This window comes from Streptomyces sp. NBC_00234, assembly GCF_036195325.1.
Taxonomy (GTDB): Bacteria; Actinomycetota; Actinomycetes; order Streptomycetales; family Streptomycetaceae; genus Streptomyces.
Window position 1 is genome coordinate 20931 of sequence record NZ_CP108101.1, and the last position, 16186, is coordinate 37116.

Here is a 16186-nt window from a genome sequence, read left to right on the forward strand (position 1 = left end):
GCCCGTGCTGCACCGTGGCGGCTGTGCGACCTACAAGGAGCGGAGCGGGCAGTTGCTCGACCGTGCGCAGGCGCGGCTGGCGGTGACGCACGAGACGTACGTCGTCATGTGCGAGATCTGCACCCCGCAGACGGATCTCACAGACGGATAGAGGGGGTGGCAGCGGGAGCATGTCGGGGTGAGCTCCAGGCGGTGCCGGCAGCGGTCCTCCAGTGGCTGCTCCGGCTCGCGCGACCCCTGGGCGACCGGCTCGTTGAGCGGGCATGAGTCGATCACTCCGCGCCCTGGCCGTGGGCCTTACCGCTGCTGCCCTGGTCACCTCGATGGAGGTCTCATCGCTTGGAACATGGAGCAGAATTCCCACTGTTCGGTGTAGCGGGTCGCGCGGGTGCGGGAGTCGTCGGCCGCCTTGGTGAACGCGTCCTGGAGGTGGCGCAGCCGATCGGCCGTGAGATCGAGGGCTTCCACGTCAGTGCGGGAGTCCCTCAAGGCCCGTTTCGGCGGACTGAGTGCGCCGGCCATTCGCTTCCTGAAACGCCCTCACGAATGACACCTGACGAGCCTGAGCACCCGGCCTGGATCGGCTGGCGCTCAGGCCCGGCTCCGGGCTCTCGCCCGTTGATGGACGCGATCGTCCTCACCGCCCACAGGTCTCGCACGGTGGATACGGGTCTGTGTGCAGCCTTCCCTTGGCCCGTCTCTACCCCCAGGCCCAGTTGGAGTGTCGGCGGGCTGTGGCGATGGCCGGTCGGGCGGTCTTGGGGCGCGGCTGGAGCCGGTTGCGTACCCGAGGCTTCGTGGTGGGTGTGCTGGTGTCGGTGAGGGTGCGGATGCGGTCGGTGAAGCCGGGGGCGGGCAGGGGCAGGTCGAGGCCCTCGACGTGGCCGACTGCGGCGGGAACGTAGTCCAGTACCGCGCCGACCGCTGCGGGGACGGCGGCGAAGTCGCTCTTGAGGGCCCCGAGGATGCGCAGCGCGGTGGGCAGCATGCTGGCGTCGGTGGTTGTCATGGCGCTGAGGGCGTCGCCGACCACGCCGGGCACGTCGTTCGGGGCCAGGTCGGATTCGGTGTTGGTGGGGTCGTCGGTGGAGGGGAGATCGCTCTGGATCTGTTCGGTCTGTTCGTGCCACCAGCGGGCTTCGCCCTGTTCGCCGAGCGCGAGGTGGTGGAGGTAGAGGCAGTAGGAGGCGACGGGGTCGCCGGCTCCGGCGGCGTACTGCCACCAAAAGCGGGCGTTCTCTTCGGACTCGCCGAGTTGGAGGATGCAGCCCAGGACCCGGGCGCCGGGCGGTTCGGGGAGCTGTGGGGTGAGGAAGGTGTCCAGGGTGGCGAGGGCTGTGTTGCGGGTGACGACGGTTTCGCAGAGGGTCTGCAGGTTCCGCGCCGCTTCGTGTTCGGTCGGTTCCGGCTGAAGTGGAAGTGGCGGGGTGGGGGGGGCGGGGTGGGAGTGTCGAGGCGGGCGAGAAGGCGGGCTTCGGCCGCCTCGATGTCTTCCTGGGTGTAGGGGGTGGGGACGAGGCGGGCTCGGGCGAGGAACTCCGTGATGTGGGGAACCTCGCCGCCGGAACGCTGACAGCCCGCTTCCGCCGCAAACAGCTCCTCGTCGCCGGCTGGCTGATCGGGATCCCCGTACCCTTCGCCCTCGCCTGGGCGCCGTCCTGGGAATGGATCGTCGCCGCAAACATCCTGCTCGGCCTCAACCAAGGTCTGACCTGGTCGATGACCGTCAACATGAAGATCGACCTCGTAGGGCCTTCCCGCAGGGGCCTGGCCACCGGGCTGAACGAGGCCGCGGGCTACACCGCCGTCGGCGCCACCGCCCTGCTCACCGGCTACCTCGCCACCTCCTACGGGCTGCGCCCCGTCCCGGAACTCATCGGCGCCGTCTTCGTCGCCGCCGGCCTCGCTCTGACCATCGCCGTACGGGACACCGCCGCACACGTCGCCCTCGAACTCGCCCAGCACACCAAGCCCCTGCCCAACGGTGAGAGCACGGGCCTGGCTGCCACGTTCGCCCGCACCTCCTGGCGCAACCGCTCCCTGCGCGGCGCCAGCCAGGCCGGACTGGTCAACAACCTCAACGACGGCCTGACCTGGGGCGTCTTCCCCCTGCTCTTCACCGACCACGGTCTCGGCCTCGCCGCCGTCGGCCTCATCAAATGCCTCTACCCGATCTTGTGGGGCATCGGCCAGATACCCACCGGCCACCTCGCCGACCGCATCGGCCGCAAACCCCTCATCGTTACCGGCATGCTCGTCCAAGCCGCCGGCCTCGTCCTCGCCCTCACCCTGCTGGACACTCCGCTCCTGGCCGGAATCCTGTCCGCCGTCGCCCTCGGGCTCGGCACCGCCATGGTCTACCCCGCCCTCATCGCCTCCGTCTCCGACCACGCCCACCCCACCTGGCGCGCCAACGCCCTGGGCACCTACCGCTTCTGGCGCGACATCGGCTACGCCGCAGGAGCCCTCATCGCCGGAATCCTCGGAGATCTCCTCGGCCTGAACGCCACCGTCATCGCAGCCGCCGTCCTCACCGCCGGCTCAGGGCTCCTCGCCGCCCGCTGGATCACCGACACCACAAAGCACTGACGGCCCGCGCCCAGCCGAGACAGGGGCCGGCGCGGGCGGTCATGAACCTCAGCTGTCTGGTGACGAGGATTGACGCTCGGCGTCGGATGCACTGCCGACGTGGCCGCCCAACCCGCCCGCGGTTACGGAGATGAACTGGCGGAGGCCGGTACCGCCCGCATGCAGTCGCCCGGCCTCGTCACTCCGTTCCTCATGACAGTCGGGTCTGCGCTCATGGCGCGGAAGCTGCGCCGCCGCGCGGCAAGTCGGCACTCTGAGCGACCAGAGGTGCGCCTTAACGGTTTCCTGTGGGTCTGGTCCGCGCCCAGACCTCCGAGAAACCGCCTGTCCAGGAAGAAGACGTTTGACCGCCTTGGCCCTTCATCCGGTCCTTGCCTCTACGGGACCAGGTCGGGCAGGCCCGCGGAGGCGAGAACTCCGGCCCGGTCGATGGCGATGCGTCCCTCCTTGAGCACGGCGTGCACATGAGTCGGGTCGGCGAGGGCGTCGATGTCGTCCAGGGGGTTCGTGCCGCAGACGACGAGGTCGGCGGCCTTGCCGGCGACCAGACTGCCGGTGGTGTCGCCCACGCCGCACAGATCGGCGGCGTCGGGGGTGGCTGCTCGGATGGCCTGGAGCGGCGTCATGCCGCCGATGCGGACGAGGAGCCCCAGTTCCTTGAGGTTCTGCCCGTGAGGGGCGATCAGGCCCGCGTCGGCGCCCATCGCGACACGGATTCCGGCTGATGCCGGCGGCGGAATGCTGCACGGCGGGACGACGAGCCGCCCACCCGCCCCGATCCGGTGGATGGGCGGCTCGTAGACGCTGGTGTCAGGCGTGGGCCAGAGTCGGGTAGTCGGTGTATCCGGCCTCGCCGCCGCCGTACAGAGTGACCGGGTCGATCTCGTTGAGCGGGGCATCGGTGCGCAGGCGCTCGACGATGTCGGGGTTGGCGAGCGCGAAGCGACCCAGCGGGGCGATGTCGGCCAGACCCGCGTCGATGTCGTCGGCGATCTGCTCGCGGGTGCGACCGTAGCGGACCACGAGCAGGGCGGTCGGCCACACCTCGCGCAAGGAGCGCAGCAGTTCGTCGTCGCCGACGTGGTGGACGTGCAGGTAGGCGAGGTTCAAGGGCGCCAGCTCGCCGACCAGGTGGCGGTACTGGGCGCGGACGGCCTCGGTGTCGCCTTCGTCGATCCCGCCCAGCGGCATGGAGGGGGACAGGCGGATGCCGACCCGGTCCTCGCCGATCTCCTCTGCCACCGCCCGGGCGACCTCAACGACGAGGCGGGAGCGGTTCTCGACCGAGCCGCCGTAGGTGTCGGTGCGGTGGTTGGCGTTCGGGGAGAGGAACTGGTGCAGCAGGTAGCCGTTGGCGCCGTGGATCTCCACCCCGTCCGCGCCGGCGGCTATCGCGGAGGCGGCGGCGTGCCGGAAGTCCGCGATGGTGGTCTGGATGTCCTGAATGCTCAGCTCGCGCGGGACCGAGGTCTGCTTCGGGCCGGTCGCGGTGAAGATGTCCTGGTCGGCGGAGATCGCGGAGGGGGCGACCGGCTGGCGGTGGTGCGGGGTGTTGTCCGGGTGGGACATGCGTCCGACGTGCATCAGCTGGATGAACAGTGCCCCGCCGCCCGCGTGCACGGCGTCGGCGACCTCGCGCCAGCCCGCGATCTGCTCGGGAGTGTGGATGCCCGGCGTGTTCGGGTATCCCTGGCCGTCGGCCGAGGGCTGCGTGCCCTCGGTGATGACCAGCCCGAGGGAGGCGCGCTGACCGTAGTAGGTGGCCGCAAGCGGGCCGGGCGTGCCGTCGGCGTTGGCCCGGCTGCGGGTCAGCGGCGCCATGGCGAGGCGGTGCGGGAGCTCGACACGGCCGAGCTTGAAGGGCTGCCAGAGGGAGGAAGACGTGCTCATGGGATGCGTGGTCCTTAAGGTCGAGCGTTGGATCGGTCGCCGGTCGCCGGTGTCCGCTGTGGATCAAGAGGGACCGGGCGCGTCGTCGTGGGACGATGACGGAAAGCCGCATCTGATTCCCATCAGTAACGACTATACTCATAACTGAGTGCAGTCAGAATAAATTCCCCGAAAGGTACCCCGCATGCCAGGCGCTTCCCAGCCGATTGGTCGGCGCGAGCGGAACAAGCAGCTCAAGCTCGACCGCATCACCGCCGCGGCCCACGAACTGTTCGCCGAACGCGGTATCGACGAGGTCACCACCCAGCAGATCGCCGACAAGGCCGACATCGGCACCGGCACGCTCTTCCTCTACGCCAAGACCAAGGGCGAGCTCCTCCTGCTCGTCCAGAACTCCCTCTACGCCGAAGCCCTCGAACGAGGCCGGGCGGAGGCCGAAAACATTCCGGACGCACTGGACGCCGTGATGGCGATCGTCCTTCCGGTTGTCGAATGCAACCGGACCCAGGTCGACAACGGGCGCGTCTACCTGCGCGAGATGGTCTTCGGCGACCCCGCCGAACCCCACCACCACGAGGCCCTCACCATCACCGGGCGGACCGAGCAGGCCGTGGCCGCCGTGCTGTGCCGGGACGCCCAGGTCAGCGAGGCGGACGCGGCGACAACGGCGCGCGTGGTGTCCGCCGTGATGTTCCTCGCGATGGCGGCCAGCGTGAACGTCGCCGCGAGCGTCGACGAGATCCTGCGCGACATCCGTGAGCAGATCGCAGTCCTGCTGACACGTTGACGTCGGCTGCGCAGCTCACACTTCACGGGCATGCGACGCGGAACCGACTCACGCACGGTGGGGTCGGTACACCAGGCGCCGGCAGCCTTTCAACACCTCCGCCCGGCCACGGACGCTTCGGCGCCCACGCGTGCGGTCGACGTGCACCCGCACCGCGCCCTTAATCAGCCTGCTTCGGTCAAGGTTGCGTGCGCGGCGGCGAGGATCTCTTCGGAGAGCGGGGAGCCGTTGGTGGCCCGGGACAGGACCAGCGCACCGAACAGGGTGCAGAGGCGGACGATGCCGTCCTGGTCGTCGGTGGCGAGGAAATCGGCGAAGTCGGCCACCCCCTCGGTGTAGACGCGACGGGCGTCGCGCCCCCCGCCCTCGCGCGCGATGTCGGTGGCGAGGGCTGCGACCGGACAGCCGTCCGCCGGGCCGTCGCGGTGCTCGACGGAGAGGTAGGTGTCGATCAGCGCCTGCTGGGCGGCGTCGCGCCGCCCTTCATACCGCTCAAGTCCCTCGGTGTAGCGCCGAGCGAGCTCGGCGAAGGCGTGGGCGGTGGCCTCATCGACGAGCGCCTCCTTAGAGGCGAACTGCTTGTAGAAGGCGCCGTGGGTCAGACCGGCCGCCTTCATCAGGTCGGCGACGCTGACCTGCATGCCCTGCTCCCGGAACAGCCGGGATGCGGTGTCCACCACCCGCCTGCGATTTTCCTCCGCCTGCGCCTGCGATACGCGGCCCATGGCCACCTCCCGTTTGGATGTTGACTGGCATCTATCGTAGACCCGTGCTTAGATTGTACGCATAATCTAATTTGCTGCGGGTGGCCGACGGTGCCCGCCAGGACCCAGGAGTGAGCATGGAACTGAAGAACGCGGTCGCGGTCGTCACCGGCGCCAACCGAGGGCTCGGGCGGCACCTGGCAGCCCAGCTCGTCGAGCGAGGCGCGAAGGTCTATGCGGCGGCCCGACGCCCCGAGACGGTCGATGTGCCGGGCGTCATCGCGCTGCGGCTGGACGTCACGGACGAGGCGTCGATACGGGAGGCCGCCCGCATCGCCTCGGACGCGACACTGCTGATCAACAACGCGGGCATCTCCACCGGCGCGACGCTGATCGGCGGCGACCTGGACGAGGTACGTCGCGAGATGGAGACGAACTTCTTCGGCCCGCTCGCCGCGACCCGCGCCTTCGCCCCCGTGATCGAGGGCAACGGCGGCGGCGCCGTGCTCAACGTCCTGTCCGCCCTGTCCTGGTTCCACCCGGCCGGCCTCGGCTCCTACGCCGCGTCCAAGGCCGCCGCTTGGGCGCTGAGCGACGCGACCCGCGAGGAGCTGGCACCGCGCGGGATCACCGTCTCGGCGCTGCACGTCGGTTACATGGACACCGACATGGCCGCCGGCGTGCCCGCCGATCAGAAGGTCGCCGCCGCCGACGTCGCAGCCCAGGCCCTTAACGGCATCGAGACCGGCCTGCCCGAGATCCTCGCCGACGAGACCAGCCTGTACGTCAAGCAGAGCCTGTCCGCGGCACCCCAGCCGAACGCGGGCTGACGCTCACCCCTCCACCCCGGCGCGACCGCCTTCCACCCCTCATGCAAGGACATCTCATGCGTTACACGACCTTCGGACACCGGACCGGACTGCGCGTCTCCGAGTACGCGCTCGGCACCGCGAACTTCGGCACCGGCTGGGGCGCCGGCGCCGAGCCGGACGAGGCACGCCGGATCTTCGACCGGTTCGCCGAGGCCGGCGGCACCTTCCTCGACAGCGCGGACGGCTACCAGTTCGGCGAGTCGGAGGAACTGACCGGAAAGCTGATCTCCGCCGACCGCGACCACTTCGTCCTGGCCACGAAGTTCGCCCTCGGCGCCGCTCCGCAGCCGGACATCTCCAGGACCGGCAACAGCCGCAAGAACATGGTCGCCTCGGTCGAGGCCAGCCTGAAGCGCCTGGGCACCGACTACATCGACCTGCTGTGGGTGCACTTCCCCGACGAGCTCACTCCGATGGAGGAGCTCCTGCGCGGACTCGACGACCTGGTGAGCGCCGGCAAGATCCACCACGCCGCGCTGTCCAACTTCCCCGCCTGGCGCGTCTCGCGCGCGGTAACCCTCGCGGACCTGAAGAACTGGGCTCCGATCATCGGCATCCAGCACGAGTACAGCCTCGTCGAACGCACCGCCGACCGCGAACTCCTGCCCATGGCCGAGAGCCTCGGACTCGGCGCCGCCCTGTGGTCCCCGCTCGGCGGCGGACTGCTCACCGGCAAATACCGCAGCTCCGCCGAGGGACGCCTGAGCGACCTGGGCATGGTCATCCACACCGAGAGCACCGGCCAGAAGACCGCCGTCGTCGACACCGTCCTGGCCATCGCCGAGGAGACCGGCGTGACGCCCGCCCAGGTGGCGGTCGCCTGGGTGCGCGAGCGCGCCGCCCGCTCCGTGGCCACGCTCGTCCCGATCATCGGCCCGCGCAGTCTCACCCAGCTCGACAGCTACCTCGGCGCCCTCGACGTCCAGCTGACCGACGAGCAGTACACCCGCCTGACCGAGGTCAGCGCGGTGCCGCTCGGCGCGCCCTACGAGGGGATCGCCGCTTCCCTGGACCGCCTGCAGGGAGGCGCCGCCGACCGGATCACCGCCCCGGTCGTGCCGGTGGCCTGATAGGGGAACACGGCTCAGGACACAGTGCGCCCGCGCCGCAGCGAACAAAATCACACAAACTATCTCGTACTGCGTGAATTCTGGGACGGGAAATGGAGCGGAGACGACGATGAAGGCCTTCCTGGTCGAGAAGTACGGCGAAACCGGGATGCGCGGCGGAGAGGTACCGGACCCGCAGGTGGGTGCCGACGACGTCCTGGTCAAGGTTCACGCGGCCGGTGTCAACCCGCTGGATCTCAGGATCCGCAACGGGGACTTCAAGGCGTTCATGCCCTACCGACTCCCGCTTGTCCTGGGCAACGACCTCGCCGGAGAGGTCCTGCAGGTCGGGTCGTCCGTCACCCGCTTCGCTGTGGGCGACGAGGTTTACGCCCGGCCCGACAAGGACCGCATCGGCACCTTCGCCGAACTCATCGCCGTTCACCAGGACGACCTGGCACCCAAACCGGCCACCCTCACCATGGCCGAGGCCGCCTCCCTTCCTCTGGTCGCCCTGACCGCATGGCAGGCACTGGTGGAGCGGGCACGCGTGCAGCCGGGTCAGAAGGTCCTCATCCACGCGGGAGCGGGCGGCCTCGGCTCCATCGCCGTCCAGCTGGCCAAGGCCCTGGGCACGCACGTGGCAACCACCGCGAGCACCGCCACCATCGACCTGGTCAAGGAACTCGGCGCGGACGTCGCCGTCGACTACCGCACCCAGGACTTCACCGAACTCCTCGACGGCTACGACGTCGTCCTCGACTCCCTCGGCGGCGACAACCTGGCCAGGTCCCTGCGTGTCCTCAAGCCCGGCGGCATCGCCATCAGCATCGCAGGCCCACCCGACCCGGCCTTCGCCCGCGAACTCGGCGCAAATGCGGTTCTCCGCCTGGCGATGACCGCGCTCAGCGCCAAGACCCGCCGCCGTGCCAAGCGCCTCGGCGTGACGTACTCGTTCCTGTTCATGAAGGCGAGCGGCGACCAACTGCGCGAACTCACCACCCTCATCGACACGGGGAAGATCCGTCCCGTCGTCGACCGTGTCTTCCCGTTCGACGAAACCCTCCAGGCCATGGAGTACGTCGAAAAGGGCCGGGCGAAGGCCGGCAAGGTCGTCGTCTCCATGCCATAGGGCGGGCACACCGACCCGGGCACCAGCCGCCTCCCACCACAAGAAGGCGCGTCCTCCGGCAGCGGCCGAAGGGCATCCCGGCCCCGACTGACCCGACGCCACCCGCAGCGGGCGGCGAGAAACACACCAGGAGAAATCATCATGAGCAGCACCGGCACCCCGAACAGGGGCGTTATCACCTCGTACGCACAGGCCCCGGCCCGCACCGTCACCGCCGGCGGCGTCACCTACGCGTATCGCGAGCTGGGGCCCAAGGGCGGCATCCCCGTCGTGTTCTTCGTCCACCTCGCCGCGACCCTGGACAACTGGGACCCGCGCATCGTCGACCCCATCGCGAAGGGCCGTCACGTCATCGCTTTCGATCAGCGCGGTGTCGGGGCCTCCACGGGCCAGGTGCCGGACAGCATCGAGGCCATGGCCGACGACGCCTACACCTTCATCACGGCGCTCGGCTTCGACAAGATCGACATCTTCTCCTTCTCCCTCGGTGGCATGATCGCCCAGGCCCTGGTGGTGAAGCACCCCGAGCTCGTCCGCAAACTCGTCCTCACCGGCACTGGACCCAAGGGCGGCAAGGACATCGACAAGGTCGCCCGCACCACCTACTGGGACATCCTGCGCGCCACCCTGACCCGGTCGGACCCCAAGGAATTCCTGTTCTTCAACCGCAACACCACCGGCAAGCCCGCCGCGCGCGCGTTCGTCAACCGGCTCAAGGAACGCACCACCGACCGCGACGCGAAGATCAAGACCAAGGCGTTCCAGACACAGTTGAAGGCGATCAAGAAGTGGGGACGCTCCACCCCCGACGACCTGTCGACGATCACCCAGCCCACCCTGATCGCCAACGGCGACAACGACCGCATGGTGCCCTCGGTCCTCTCCGAAGACCTGCACCGACGCATCAAGCACAGCGAGCTGACCATCTACCCCGACTCCGGTCACGGCGGCATCTTCCAGTACCACCAGCAGTTCGCCCCCCTCGCGGTCGAGTTCCTCGCCCGTTGACGACCGGCGGGCACGGGACCGTACGTCTGACGACCAGGAAGAAGAGCGCAGCATCATGAGCACATCACCGTCCGCTGCTCAGCTGGGCGTGGAGAAGAAGCACCTCACCTCCTCGATCCTGCTGTGGGTACGCACCGACCAGCCCCGCCAGACCGGCATGGACCACTGGAAGGGCCCGCACTCAGGGATCATCTCCGCCACCCCTGACCTGGAGGAGTACCGGCAGATCCACCTCGCCGAGCACAACCCGGGCCGGTGGCCGGCGACGGACGGGGTGCAGACCGCGATCCCCGGCGACCGGAAGATCGACGGCGTCGCCGAGGTCACCTTCCAATCGGCGCTCGCGCCCCTGAAAGGGCGTAGGCAGACGAAGCTGGCCCACGCCGACGAGATCAACGTGTTCCGCCGCACCCTCCTCTACGCTGGCCCGCCGAACTCCTCCCGCTGGTACGAAGTCGCCGGCCCCGGCGAGACGGTCGGCGCCCGCTCCCTGATCTACCTGCGCCGCAGAGACGGGGTCGGCGCAGGCGAGTTCCGGAAGTTCGTCAACCAACAGCTCGTTCACGCAATTGCCGACACGGCAGCTTTGAAGGAACTGCGCACGCAGACATTCCTGCCCTGGAGCGAAAAGCTCTGGGACACCCCGAACGTCGCCCACGACAACCCCCACGACCAGCGATTCCACGCCTCCCTCGTCCTCGGGTTCAGCGACAGCACAGCACGGGACGCATTCTTCACCGGCAACGCGATCGAGGGCCTGACCAACCAACTGGCACCGCTCGCCTCCGCGATCCATGCATACGACGTCGCCGCCGCCTTGACCTTCGTCAAGAACGGCGAAATCCTCCCGCGCTACCAGGAGTGAACGGCCAGAGCGTGGAGCAGGTCCGACGGGCCTGCTGAGCAATCCATCCATCCGCCCCGGGCCGGCCGCCAGTCAGATACTTACAGTGCCCACCGAGAAGGTCCCAGTGGCGCGCCCTGCTCATGATCACCCGACTCAAGCAGTGCTCATCACCTGCGGAATCCGACGTTCCCGCAGCGCCCGCTGCTCATCGGCAGGCGGATCCTAGAGTCACCGCCCTTCTCGGCGACGGAGGACTCGGCGCGCCGGGCCACGTCCCGGCCGACGGTTTCGACGGCGTGGTGATCATGCATAACGCATCCGACATCGCCCCGGCCTGGCCGCAGCAGCTCGCCGAGGGGGCCCGGTTGGTGGTGCCGCTGGAGATCGGCGGCTACACCCGCTCGCTCACCCTGGTCCGGCGCGGTGACGTGCTGCACTGCGAGCACTGGACCTTCTGCGGGTTCGTGCGGGACCGCGGCGCCGCCGCTCGCACCGCCCCATCCGTGCGTCTGGCCGACGGCGAAGTCACGGTGCGGTGGGAGGATGGGGCGCCCGGCGACACCACCGGGCTCGAAGAGGCTCTGCACGGGCGTCGGCACGAGTCCTCCACCGGCCTCGTCGTCCAAGGGACCTTCAACTTCGAGACCCTGCAGGTCTACGCCGCGACCACGTTGCCCGGGTTCTTTCGGCTGACTGTGCCGAAGGGGTCCCCGCTCGTGGCGCAGCAAAACGCGGCAGCGATCATGGCGAACGGCTCACTCGCCTACCTGACCCACCGGCAGGTCAAGGACGCCGCGGGGCCGACCGACCGGCTCACGGAGTTCTTCATCCACGCCTACGGTCCTGCTGCCGAGGACCTGGCGGAGCACTTCGCCGAGTGCGTCCGCGTCTGGGACCGCGATGTGCGTGAGAGTGGCTACCCGCCGATGACCGTCCACCCGGGGGGAACCTCCGACGACCTGCTGCCGCCCGGCGATGTACTCGACAAGCCCAGCGCAAGACTGGTCTTCCAGTGGCCGGGCCGAACCCCTGCCGGCGCACAGGACCTCTTGGCCGCGGGCGAACAGCGTGGCTGACTCCGACGAGCTGGTCCCCGCGAAGCCCGTGGCATCCTGCGGTACGTCGTCCTGCTCGGTGTGTTTGCCCATCCGGACGACGAAAGCCTCCTCGCCGGCGGTGTACTCGCCCAGCACGCTGCCGCGCACGCGCGCACTGCTGTCGTCACCATGACGTGGGCGCCTGAGAGCACGCGGGCCGCCGAGCTCGCCCACGCATTGCGTGTACTCGGCGCGGGCGTGACTCGCATGCTCGGGTACGGCGACGCCCGCAACCCGCAGGCGGCCTCCGGCCGCCCCCGACTCCTCGATTCACCATGGGACGAGGTGATCGCCGCCCTGGTCCAGCAGATCCGCTCCTTCCGCTCGGACATCGTGGTCTTCCCGGCCAAGTTCTTCTGTTCAGCTTCTCGACGTCCTGGGCCAGCTGACTGGTCCCCCGGACCACCGCCGTACCCATCAGGCCGTTCTCCTCGCCGTTCAGGACGCGGGGCTCTCGAAGGCATATCGGCGGGATTCCTCGCCGGCGGGCTCACTCCATTGCTGTCGGACCGCGCGGACCGGCGCATCGGGTATCGGGTCGTCGTCCGGGTGTCTCTCCTCACGCTCGCCGTGGCGCTCGGCCTGAGCGGCCTCGGCCTTGTCTGGGTCACCATCGCCGCGTTCCTGGTCCTGGTCGGAATTCCCGAGATCACCGCCGTGATCGTGGACAACGTGTTCAACGAGGCAGTGCCGTCGCGCCACCGAGCGAGCCTGCTGTCGATGATGTTATTCGTGGAGTCGGCGCTCATCGGCATCGGCTATCTCGTCCTCGGCGCGCTCATGGACGGGATGGGCTCCAGTGTGGGCATGGCCACCTACGCCGCAGTCCCCCTCCTGGCATGTCTCCTGTGGCTCCCGGTGCTCTTCCGAGGGGCACGGGTGACCACCGAGGTCGAGAAGCCCGCCGACCAAAAGGCATCCTGAAACAGGCCAAAGGGAGGTGCCAAGAGAGCACTCCAAGAACCCCATTGAGAACTGGGATGCCGAACAAAACGGACTTTGTTCGGGGACGTGACGGCGGCTTCCCGTGTGGCCATTACGAGAATCACGGTGCGCGACGGTCGTCACGCGCCGTGAACCGCCACTTGGTGGCGGCGGCGAGGGTGAACACAGCGGCGACGTCGGGTTCAGCCTTCCAGGGCGCGAGCAGCCGTAGGACCGCTGCGCATACCTGCACGTCCAGGTCTCCCCAACTCCAGCTCTTAGTCACCCACGCAACCACATCCTGGCCACGATCGAACTCCCAGACCCAGTCCATCGGGTCGTCGTACGCGGCGATGAGGAGCGGCACATGGCGGGTCTCGGCTGCTCCCGAGGGCAGCCTGGTCAGCATGCTCTTGGCCCGCGCACGTAACACCCCGTCCTGATGGCTCATAAGGTCGAGAAGTACCCTCGCCGCTGGGATATCTCCCTGCTCAGCGCGCTGGGCGATCTCTTCGAACGCCGCCATGCGCAGCGAGTTCGGTTCACTTTCCAGTGCAGTCGCAAGCACTGCCATCGACACCAAGGGTGTCCCCAAAGCAGCATCGCCCGCGGGACGGCAAAGGTAGGAGCTCGACGGTGCCCCGGGGTTGCGCCGATTGAGCCCGGGGGGCGTAAACCTGGAGGCGTCAGCCTCGCCGTTCTCGGCGTACTGGTCGAGCGGGTAAATCAGCGCGTCCAGGGTCTCGCGCACCGCCAGCAGTTCGAGGGAAGCTCGCGGCAGCCCAGGCCAGCTGTCCTGCACCTGCATCCAGTTGCCCGTCGCCTCAGCGGCGTGGCGTTCGAAGGATGCCTCATGTCGGCCCAGGTAGCCACGCACCGTGGTGAGCATCGCGTCGACCGCGGCTCGCACGGGCTCGGGCCCCGTGACCACCAGTTCGGTGTATGCCTCCGCCAGAGCCGTGCGCAGTTCCCGCAGCGACTTGAAGACAGCTCTCCACATCTCGAAATAGAGGTCGTCGTGGAGCACTCCCTTACTGAGCATCATCCCCAGGATGCGCCCCACCGCACGCCGAGTGACCGTTCGGTCGTCGCGCGCATGCTGCAACGCGGCCAAAGCCTGTGCGATCTTGGATGTGGATGCGTCATCCAGCACCGGCAGTCGCTGATTGGCATCAACGATCTGGCGCAGCAACCGCTGAGTATCGCCGGGATCTGCCGAGGACCTGAGCCAGGCATTGCTCCGCAATCGCACCCAGGCCACCAGATGCGGGTCGTCGGCAAAGGCCCTCGCCGGCAGAGCCCACAACTCTCTTCCCTCGGGATGACCAGGGGCCTTGTCCGATTCAATGATCCCGATGAGAAGACCGTCGGCGAACAACGCCGCGCCCGACATACCAGCCCAGACACTGCTGCCACCGGGTCGCGCAAGACGGGCTCCGCCTTCGATCTGGACAACCCACCGGTCGCTCTTCACTCCCGACAACGGCGTGACAAACCCTTTGATCTGACGGGACTCACGTACCCGTCCGTCCACGTCGCCGTCCGGGAAGCCCACTGCGGTGACCTCGACCGGATCCGTACCAGTCACATCCGCCCATGTGGGAGTACTGCGCGAAGCGGGACCGTCGAGCAGGATGTGCCTCCTCCTGGTGGTATCGGTGACGACCAGCAGGGCCACATCGAACTGCGGTGACCACCACACAACGACGGCATCGACGAAAGTCGCTTGCCCGCCGCGACGCAGTTGTCGGATGCGGCAATGCGGGCGGTCCCGCGCAAGTTCCTCCAACCTCTCCTTCCAGTCCTCCAGCGGTGGCGGCGCGAGCGGACCATCATCTGTCAGCGCTCCCTCGACGACGTGCCGCGCCGTCAGCACTGTGTCCTCGCTGATCAGATAGCCCGAACCGACTGAGCCCGTTTGAGGCTCATAGATTTCGATGACCAGATCCTCATTCAGCATTGCTGCGGTCCTCCGTCTCGGCGTCCGTCACTCCGAAGCGTCAGTCCGGCTCACCCGCCGCTTGGGCGTTGACCTTGACTGATGCGGTTTGACCGTTGCCATCGACCGTGATGGGCGTGAGTGACAGCGACAGCTGGTGGGTGGCCTGGTCGCCGATCTGCCCCTTCGTTCCGAAGGACACGACGCCGAACCGCACCCCGGCATCCCCCGTGGCTTCTCGGGTGATCGCCAGTGTTACGTTCAACTCCACGGCCCCCAGCTCGAACTGCAGAGCCTCGTCGCGCCCACTGCCCATCGCAGCGGTGAGCTCCGCGCGGAGCGCCTGGATCGTCTCCGCCAGTCCGGCGGCAATCCGATCATCCATTACTGTCCTCCCTGGTTGACATCGCAATCTTCCCGGCACTCACGCTTCAGAGGTCCTCGGTCAGGCGTCCTCGTCTTCCCCGGCATCGGTCGCAGCCGCAGGGGGTACGGGCCACCATCATGGAGCCGGGATACCTGGAAGCCGTAGCGGCCAAGGCAGTTGAGACCGGAAAGCCTTTGAAGGGACAACCGCGCGACGTCCTCGTCCAGCACCGACGGCCCGCAGATGTCAGTCCTCCGCGCCGTCCTCGTCGTCGTCGACCTCAACGGCGTCCGGGTTGCGCAGGTGCCGCAGGTTCCCACCCGCCGGGACGCCGGCGGTGAATCCGAGGCCGGATACACCTGGAGCCGATACGCCGCTGGGGATCACTGGCGGTCACCACCGGGCTGAACCCCTCGCAGAACTGGTGATAGTTGATTACGAGAGCCCACCGTCATCCCCAACAACGCGGCAGACGCGAAGAAGTGCGAGCTCACCAAGGCCGTGCTCCACGCGTTCTCATGCTGAATCCTGCACGCGTTCTCAGGCTGAGTCACTGGGTGATCGCTAGCCGCGCGCCCCGCTCCACCAGGGCGGAACACTCGGAACAGTCGGAGATGACCGGGTGTACGCAGCGCACCAGGTGGGCCAGGAACCGGTCAGCCAGTTCGAGGTTCGCGATGTGTGCGGCGATCCGGGTGCGCTTCGCGTTGACCAGGCCGATGCGGTCGACCCGTTCCCCCGCGACAAGTTCACCGATCTCGGCAAGTGACAGCCCAGCACGCTGGCTGATTTGGATGAGGCGGGCCTGACCGATGGTCTGGTCGTCGTAGACGCGATGTCCGGAGGGCAGCCGGCGCGGAGTGAGCAGTCCGCTGTCTTCCCAGTGTCGGAGGACATGGGTGGCCACCCCGAGCAGGACAGCCGCACCGCCGATCTTCAACTCCACTGCGGACATCACACTCCTTTACTTCAGGTCGGCCT

Annotated in this window: 17 protein-coding genes and 2 pseudogenes; 11 read left to right on the forward strand and 8 right to left on the reverse strand. The window is 68.3% G+C overall.

Features of this window, described 5'->3' with window-relative positions:
- Positions 1-4 precede the first annotated feature (4 nt).
- Entirely contained in the window at positions 5-151 is a 147-nt protein-coding gene (locus OG230_RS00115) for a DUF6233 domain-containing protein (protein WP_328908042.1), read from the forward strand.
- A gap of 164 nt (positions 152-315) precedes the next feature.
- Here OG230_RS00115 and OG230_RS00120 read toward each other — a convergent pair whose 3' ends face one another.
- Both OG230_RS00120 and OG230_RS00125 read right to left on the reverse strand, forming a co-directional pair.
- Positions 316-468 (reverse strand): hypothetical protein, encoded by a 153-nt coding sequence (locus tag OG230_RS00120; protein WP_328908043.1) that lies wholly within the window; start codon positions 466-468, stop codon positions 316-318.
- A 232-nt stretch (positions 469-700) separates the two neighbouring features.
- Positions 701-1009, reverse strand: a complete 309-nt coding sequence (locus OG230_RS00125) for a hypothetical protein (RefSeq protein WP_328908044.1) — start codon at positions 1007-1009, stop codon at positions 701-703.
- 536 nt (positions 1010-1545) lie between these two features.
- Between OG230_RS00125 and OG230_RS00130 the strand changes: the two genes are divergently transcribed.
- Positions 1546-2589, forward strand: a complete 1044-nt coding sequence (locus OG230_RS00130; RefSeq protein WP_328908045.1) for an MFS transporter — start codon at positions 1546-1548, stop codon at positions 2587-2589.
- A gap of 377 nt (positions 2590-2966) precedes the next feature.
- Here OG230_RS00130 and OG230_RS00135 read toward each other — a convergent pair whose 3' ends face one another.
- Complete coding sequence (locus OG230_RS00135) at positions 2967-3488, reverse strand: amidohydrolase family protein (RefSeq protein WP_328908046.1); 522 nt, start codon at positions 3486-3488, stop codon at positions 2967-2969.
- Positions 3400-4479, reverse strand: a complete 1080-nt coding sequence (locus tag OG230_RS00140; protein ID WP_328908047.1) for an alkene reductase — start codon at positions 4477-4479, stop codon at positions 3400-3402. Before OG230_RS00140 ends, OG230_RS00135 begins: the two co-directional genes overlap by 89 nt.
- Positions 4480-4663: 184 nt before the next feature.
- Between OG230_RS00140 and OG230_RS00145 the strand changes: the two genes are divergently transcribed.
- The gene (locus tag OG230_RS00145) at positions 4664-5266 is read left to right on the forward strand and encodes a TetR/AcrR family transcriptional regulator (RefSeq protein ID WP_328908048.1); all 603 of its coding nucleotides are present in this window, start codon (positions 4664-4666) and stop codon (positions 5264-5266) included.
- Between the two features lie 164 nt (positions 5267-5430).
- Here the strand turns inward: OG230_RS00145 and OG230_RS00150 are convergent, their stop codons facing one another.
- A complete protein-coding gene (locus OG230_RS00150) occupies positions 5431-5991 on the reverse strand; it encodes a TetR/AcrR family transcriptional regulator (RefSeq protein WP_328908049.1) in 561 nt (186 codons plus the stop codon).
- 116 nt (positions 5992-6107) lie between these two features.
- On the opposite strand from OG230_RS00150, the gene OG230_RS00155 reads away from it, so the two are divergent.
- From OG230_RS00155 to OG230_RS00190, 8 genes and pseudogenes are all read left to right on the forward strand, one after another.
- Positions 6108-6800 carry an SDR family oxidoreductase gene (locus OG230_RS00155; protein ID WP_328908050.1) on the forward strand — a complete coding sequence of 231 codons (693 nt, stop codon included), beginning with the start codon at positions 6108-6110 and terminating at the stop codon, positions 6798-6800.
- 56 nt (positions 6801-6856) lie between these two features.
- Entirely contained in the window at positions 6857-7912 is a 1056-nt protein-coding gene (locus tag OG230_RS00160) for an aldo/keto reductase (RefSeq protein ID WP_328908051.1), read from the forward strand.
- A gap of 109 nt (positions 7913-8021) precedes the next feature.
- A complete protein-coding gene (locus OG230_RS00165; RefSeq protein ID WP_328908052.1) occupies positions 8022-9023 on the forward strand; it encodes an NADP-dependent oxidoreductase in 1002 nt (333 codons plus the stop codon).
- A 141-nt stretch (positions 9024-9164) separates the two neighbouring features.
- The gene (locus OG230_RS00170; RefSeq protein ID WP_328908053.1) at positions 9165-10031 is read left to right on the forward strand and encodes an alpha/beta fold hydrolase; all 867 of its coding nucleotides are present in this window, start codon (positions 9165-9167) and stop codon (positions 10029-10031) included.
- 55 nt (positions 10032-10086) lie between these two features.
- Positions 10087-10896, forward strand: a complete 810-nt coding sequence (locus tag OG230_RS00175) for a strictosidine synthase (RefSeq protein ID WP_328908054.1) — start codon at positions 10087-10089, stop codon at positions 10894-10896.
- Between the two features lie 122 nt (positions 10897-11018).
- Positions 11019-11954: a hypothetical protein gene (locus tag OG230_RS00180; RefSeq protein ID WP_328908055.1), complete on the forward strand. Its 936-nt coding sequence runs from the start codon at positions 11019-11021 to the stop codon at positions 11952-11954.
- Between the two features lie 60 nt (positions 11955-12014).
- Positions 12015-12263, forward strand: a pseudogene (locus OG230_RS36345) (PIG-L deacetylase family protein); the annotation flags it as partial.
- 174 nt (positions 12264-12437) lie between these two features.
- Positions 12438-12899 (forward strand): annotated as a pseudogene (locus OG230_RS00190) (MFS transporter); the annotation flags it as partial.
- A 121-nt stretch (positions 12900-13020) separates the two neighbouring features.
- On the opposite strand, the gene OG230_RS00195 reads toward OG230_RS00190, so the two are convergent.
- The 3 genes from OG230_RS00195 to OG230_RS00205 all read right to left on the reverse strand — a co-directional run bounded on the left by OG230_RS00195 (position 13021) and on the right by OG230_RS00205 (position 16160).
- Positions 13021-14859, reverse strand: a complete 1839-nt coding sequence (locus tag OG230_RS00195) for a S1 family peptidase (RefSeq protein WP_328908056.1) — start codon at positions 14857-14859, stop codon at positions 13021-13023.
- A 40-nt stretch (positions 14860-14899) separates the two neighbouring features.
- Entirely contained in the window at positions 14900-15223 is a 324-nt protein-coding gene (locus OG230_RS00200; RefSeq protein ID WP_328908057.1) for a trypco2 family protein, read from the reverse strand.
- Between the two features lie 532 nt (positions 15224-15755).
- Positions 15756-16160, reverse strand: a complete 405-nt coding sequence (locus OG230_RS00205; protein ID WP_328908058.1) for a MerR family transcriptional regulator — start codon at positions 16158-16160, stop codon at positions 15756-15758.
- Positions 16161-16186: the final 26 nt, after the last annotated feature.

Excerpts from the sequence above, each read along its gene's own strand:
- OG230_RS00150 (WP_328908049.1), bottom strand. The coding sequence starts at position 5,991 with ATGGGCCGCGTATCGCAGGCGCAGGCGGAGGAAAATCGCAGGCGGGTG.
- OG230_RS00160 (WP_328908051.1), top strand. The coding sequence starts at position 6,857 with ATGCGTTACACGACCTTCGGACACCGGACCGGACTGCGCGTCTCCGAG.
- OG230_RS00170 (WP_328908053.1), top strand. The coding sequence starts at position 9,165 with ATGAGCAGCACCGGCACCCCGAACAGGGGCGTTATCACCTCGTACGCA.
- OG230_RS00155 (WP_328908050.1), top strand. The coding sequence starts at position 6,108 with ATGGAACTGAAGAACGCGGTCGCGGTCGTCACCGGCGCCAACCGAGGG.
- OG230_RS00140 (WP_328908047.1), bottom strand. The coding sequence starts at position 4,479 with ATGAGCACGTCTTCCTCCCTCTGGCAGCCCTTCAAGCTCGGCCGTGTC.
- OG230_RS00175 (WP_328908054.1), top strand. The coding sequence starts at position 10,087 with ATGAGCACATCACCGTCCGCTGCTCAGCTGGGCGTGGAGAAGAAGCAC.
- OG230_RS00205 (WP_328908058.1), bottom strand. The coding sequence starts at position 16,160 with ATGTCCGCAGTGGAGTTGAAGATCGGCGGTGCGGCTGTCCTGCTCGGG.
- OG230_RS00125 (WP_328908044.1), bottom strand. The coding sequence starts at position 1,009 with ATGACAACCACCGACGCCAGCATGCTGCCCACCGCGCTGCGCATCCTC.
- OG230_RS00135 (WP_328908046.1), bottom strand. The coding sequence starts at position 3,488 with ATGCCCCGCTCAACGAGATCGACCCGGTCACTCTGTACGGCGGCGGCG.
- OG230_RS00195 (WP_328908056.1), bottom strand. The coding sequence starts at position 14,859 with ATGCTGAATGAGGATCTGGTCATCGAAATCTATGAGCCTCAAACGGGC.
- OG230_RS00145 (WP_328908048.1), top strand. The coding sequence starts at position 4,664 with ATGCCAGGCGCTTCCCAGCCGATTGGTCGGCGCGAGCGGAACAAGCAG.
- OG230_RS00165 (WP_328908052.1), top strand. The coding sequence starts at position 8,022 with ATGAAGGCCTTCCTGGTCGAGAAGTACGGCGAAACCGGGATGCGCGGC.
- OG230_RS00200 (WP_328908057.1), bottom strand. The coding sequence starts at position 15,223 with ATGGATGATCGGATTGCCGCCGGACTGGCGGAGACGATCCAGGCGCTC.
- OG230_RS00180 (WP_328908055.1), top strand. The coding sequence starts at position 11,019 with ATGATCACCCGACTCAAGCAGTGCTCATCACCTGCGGAATCCGACGTT.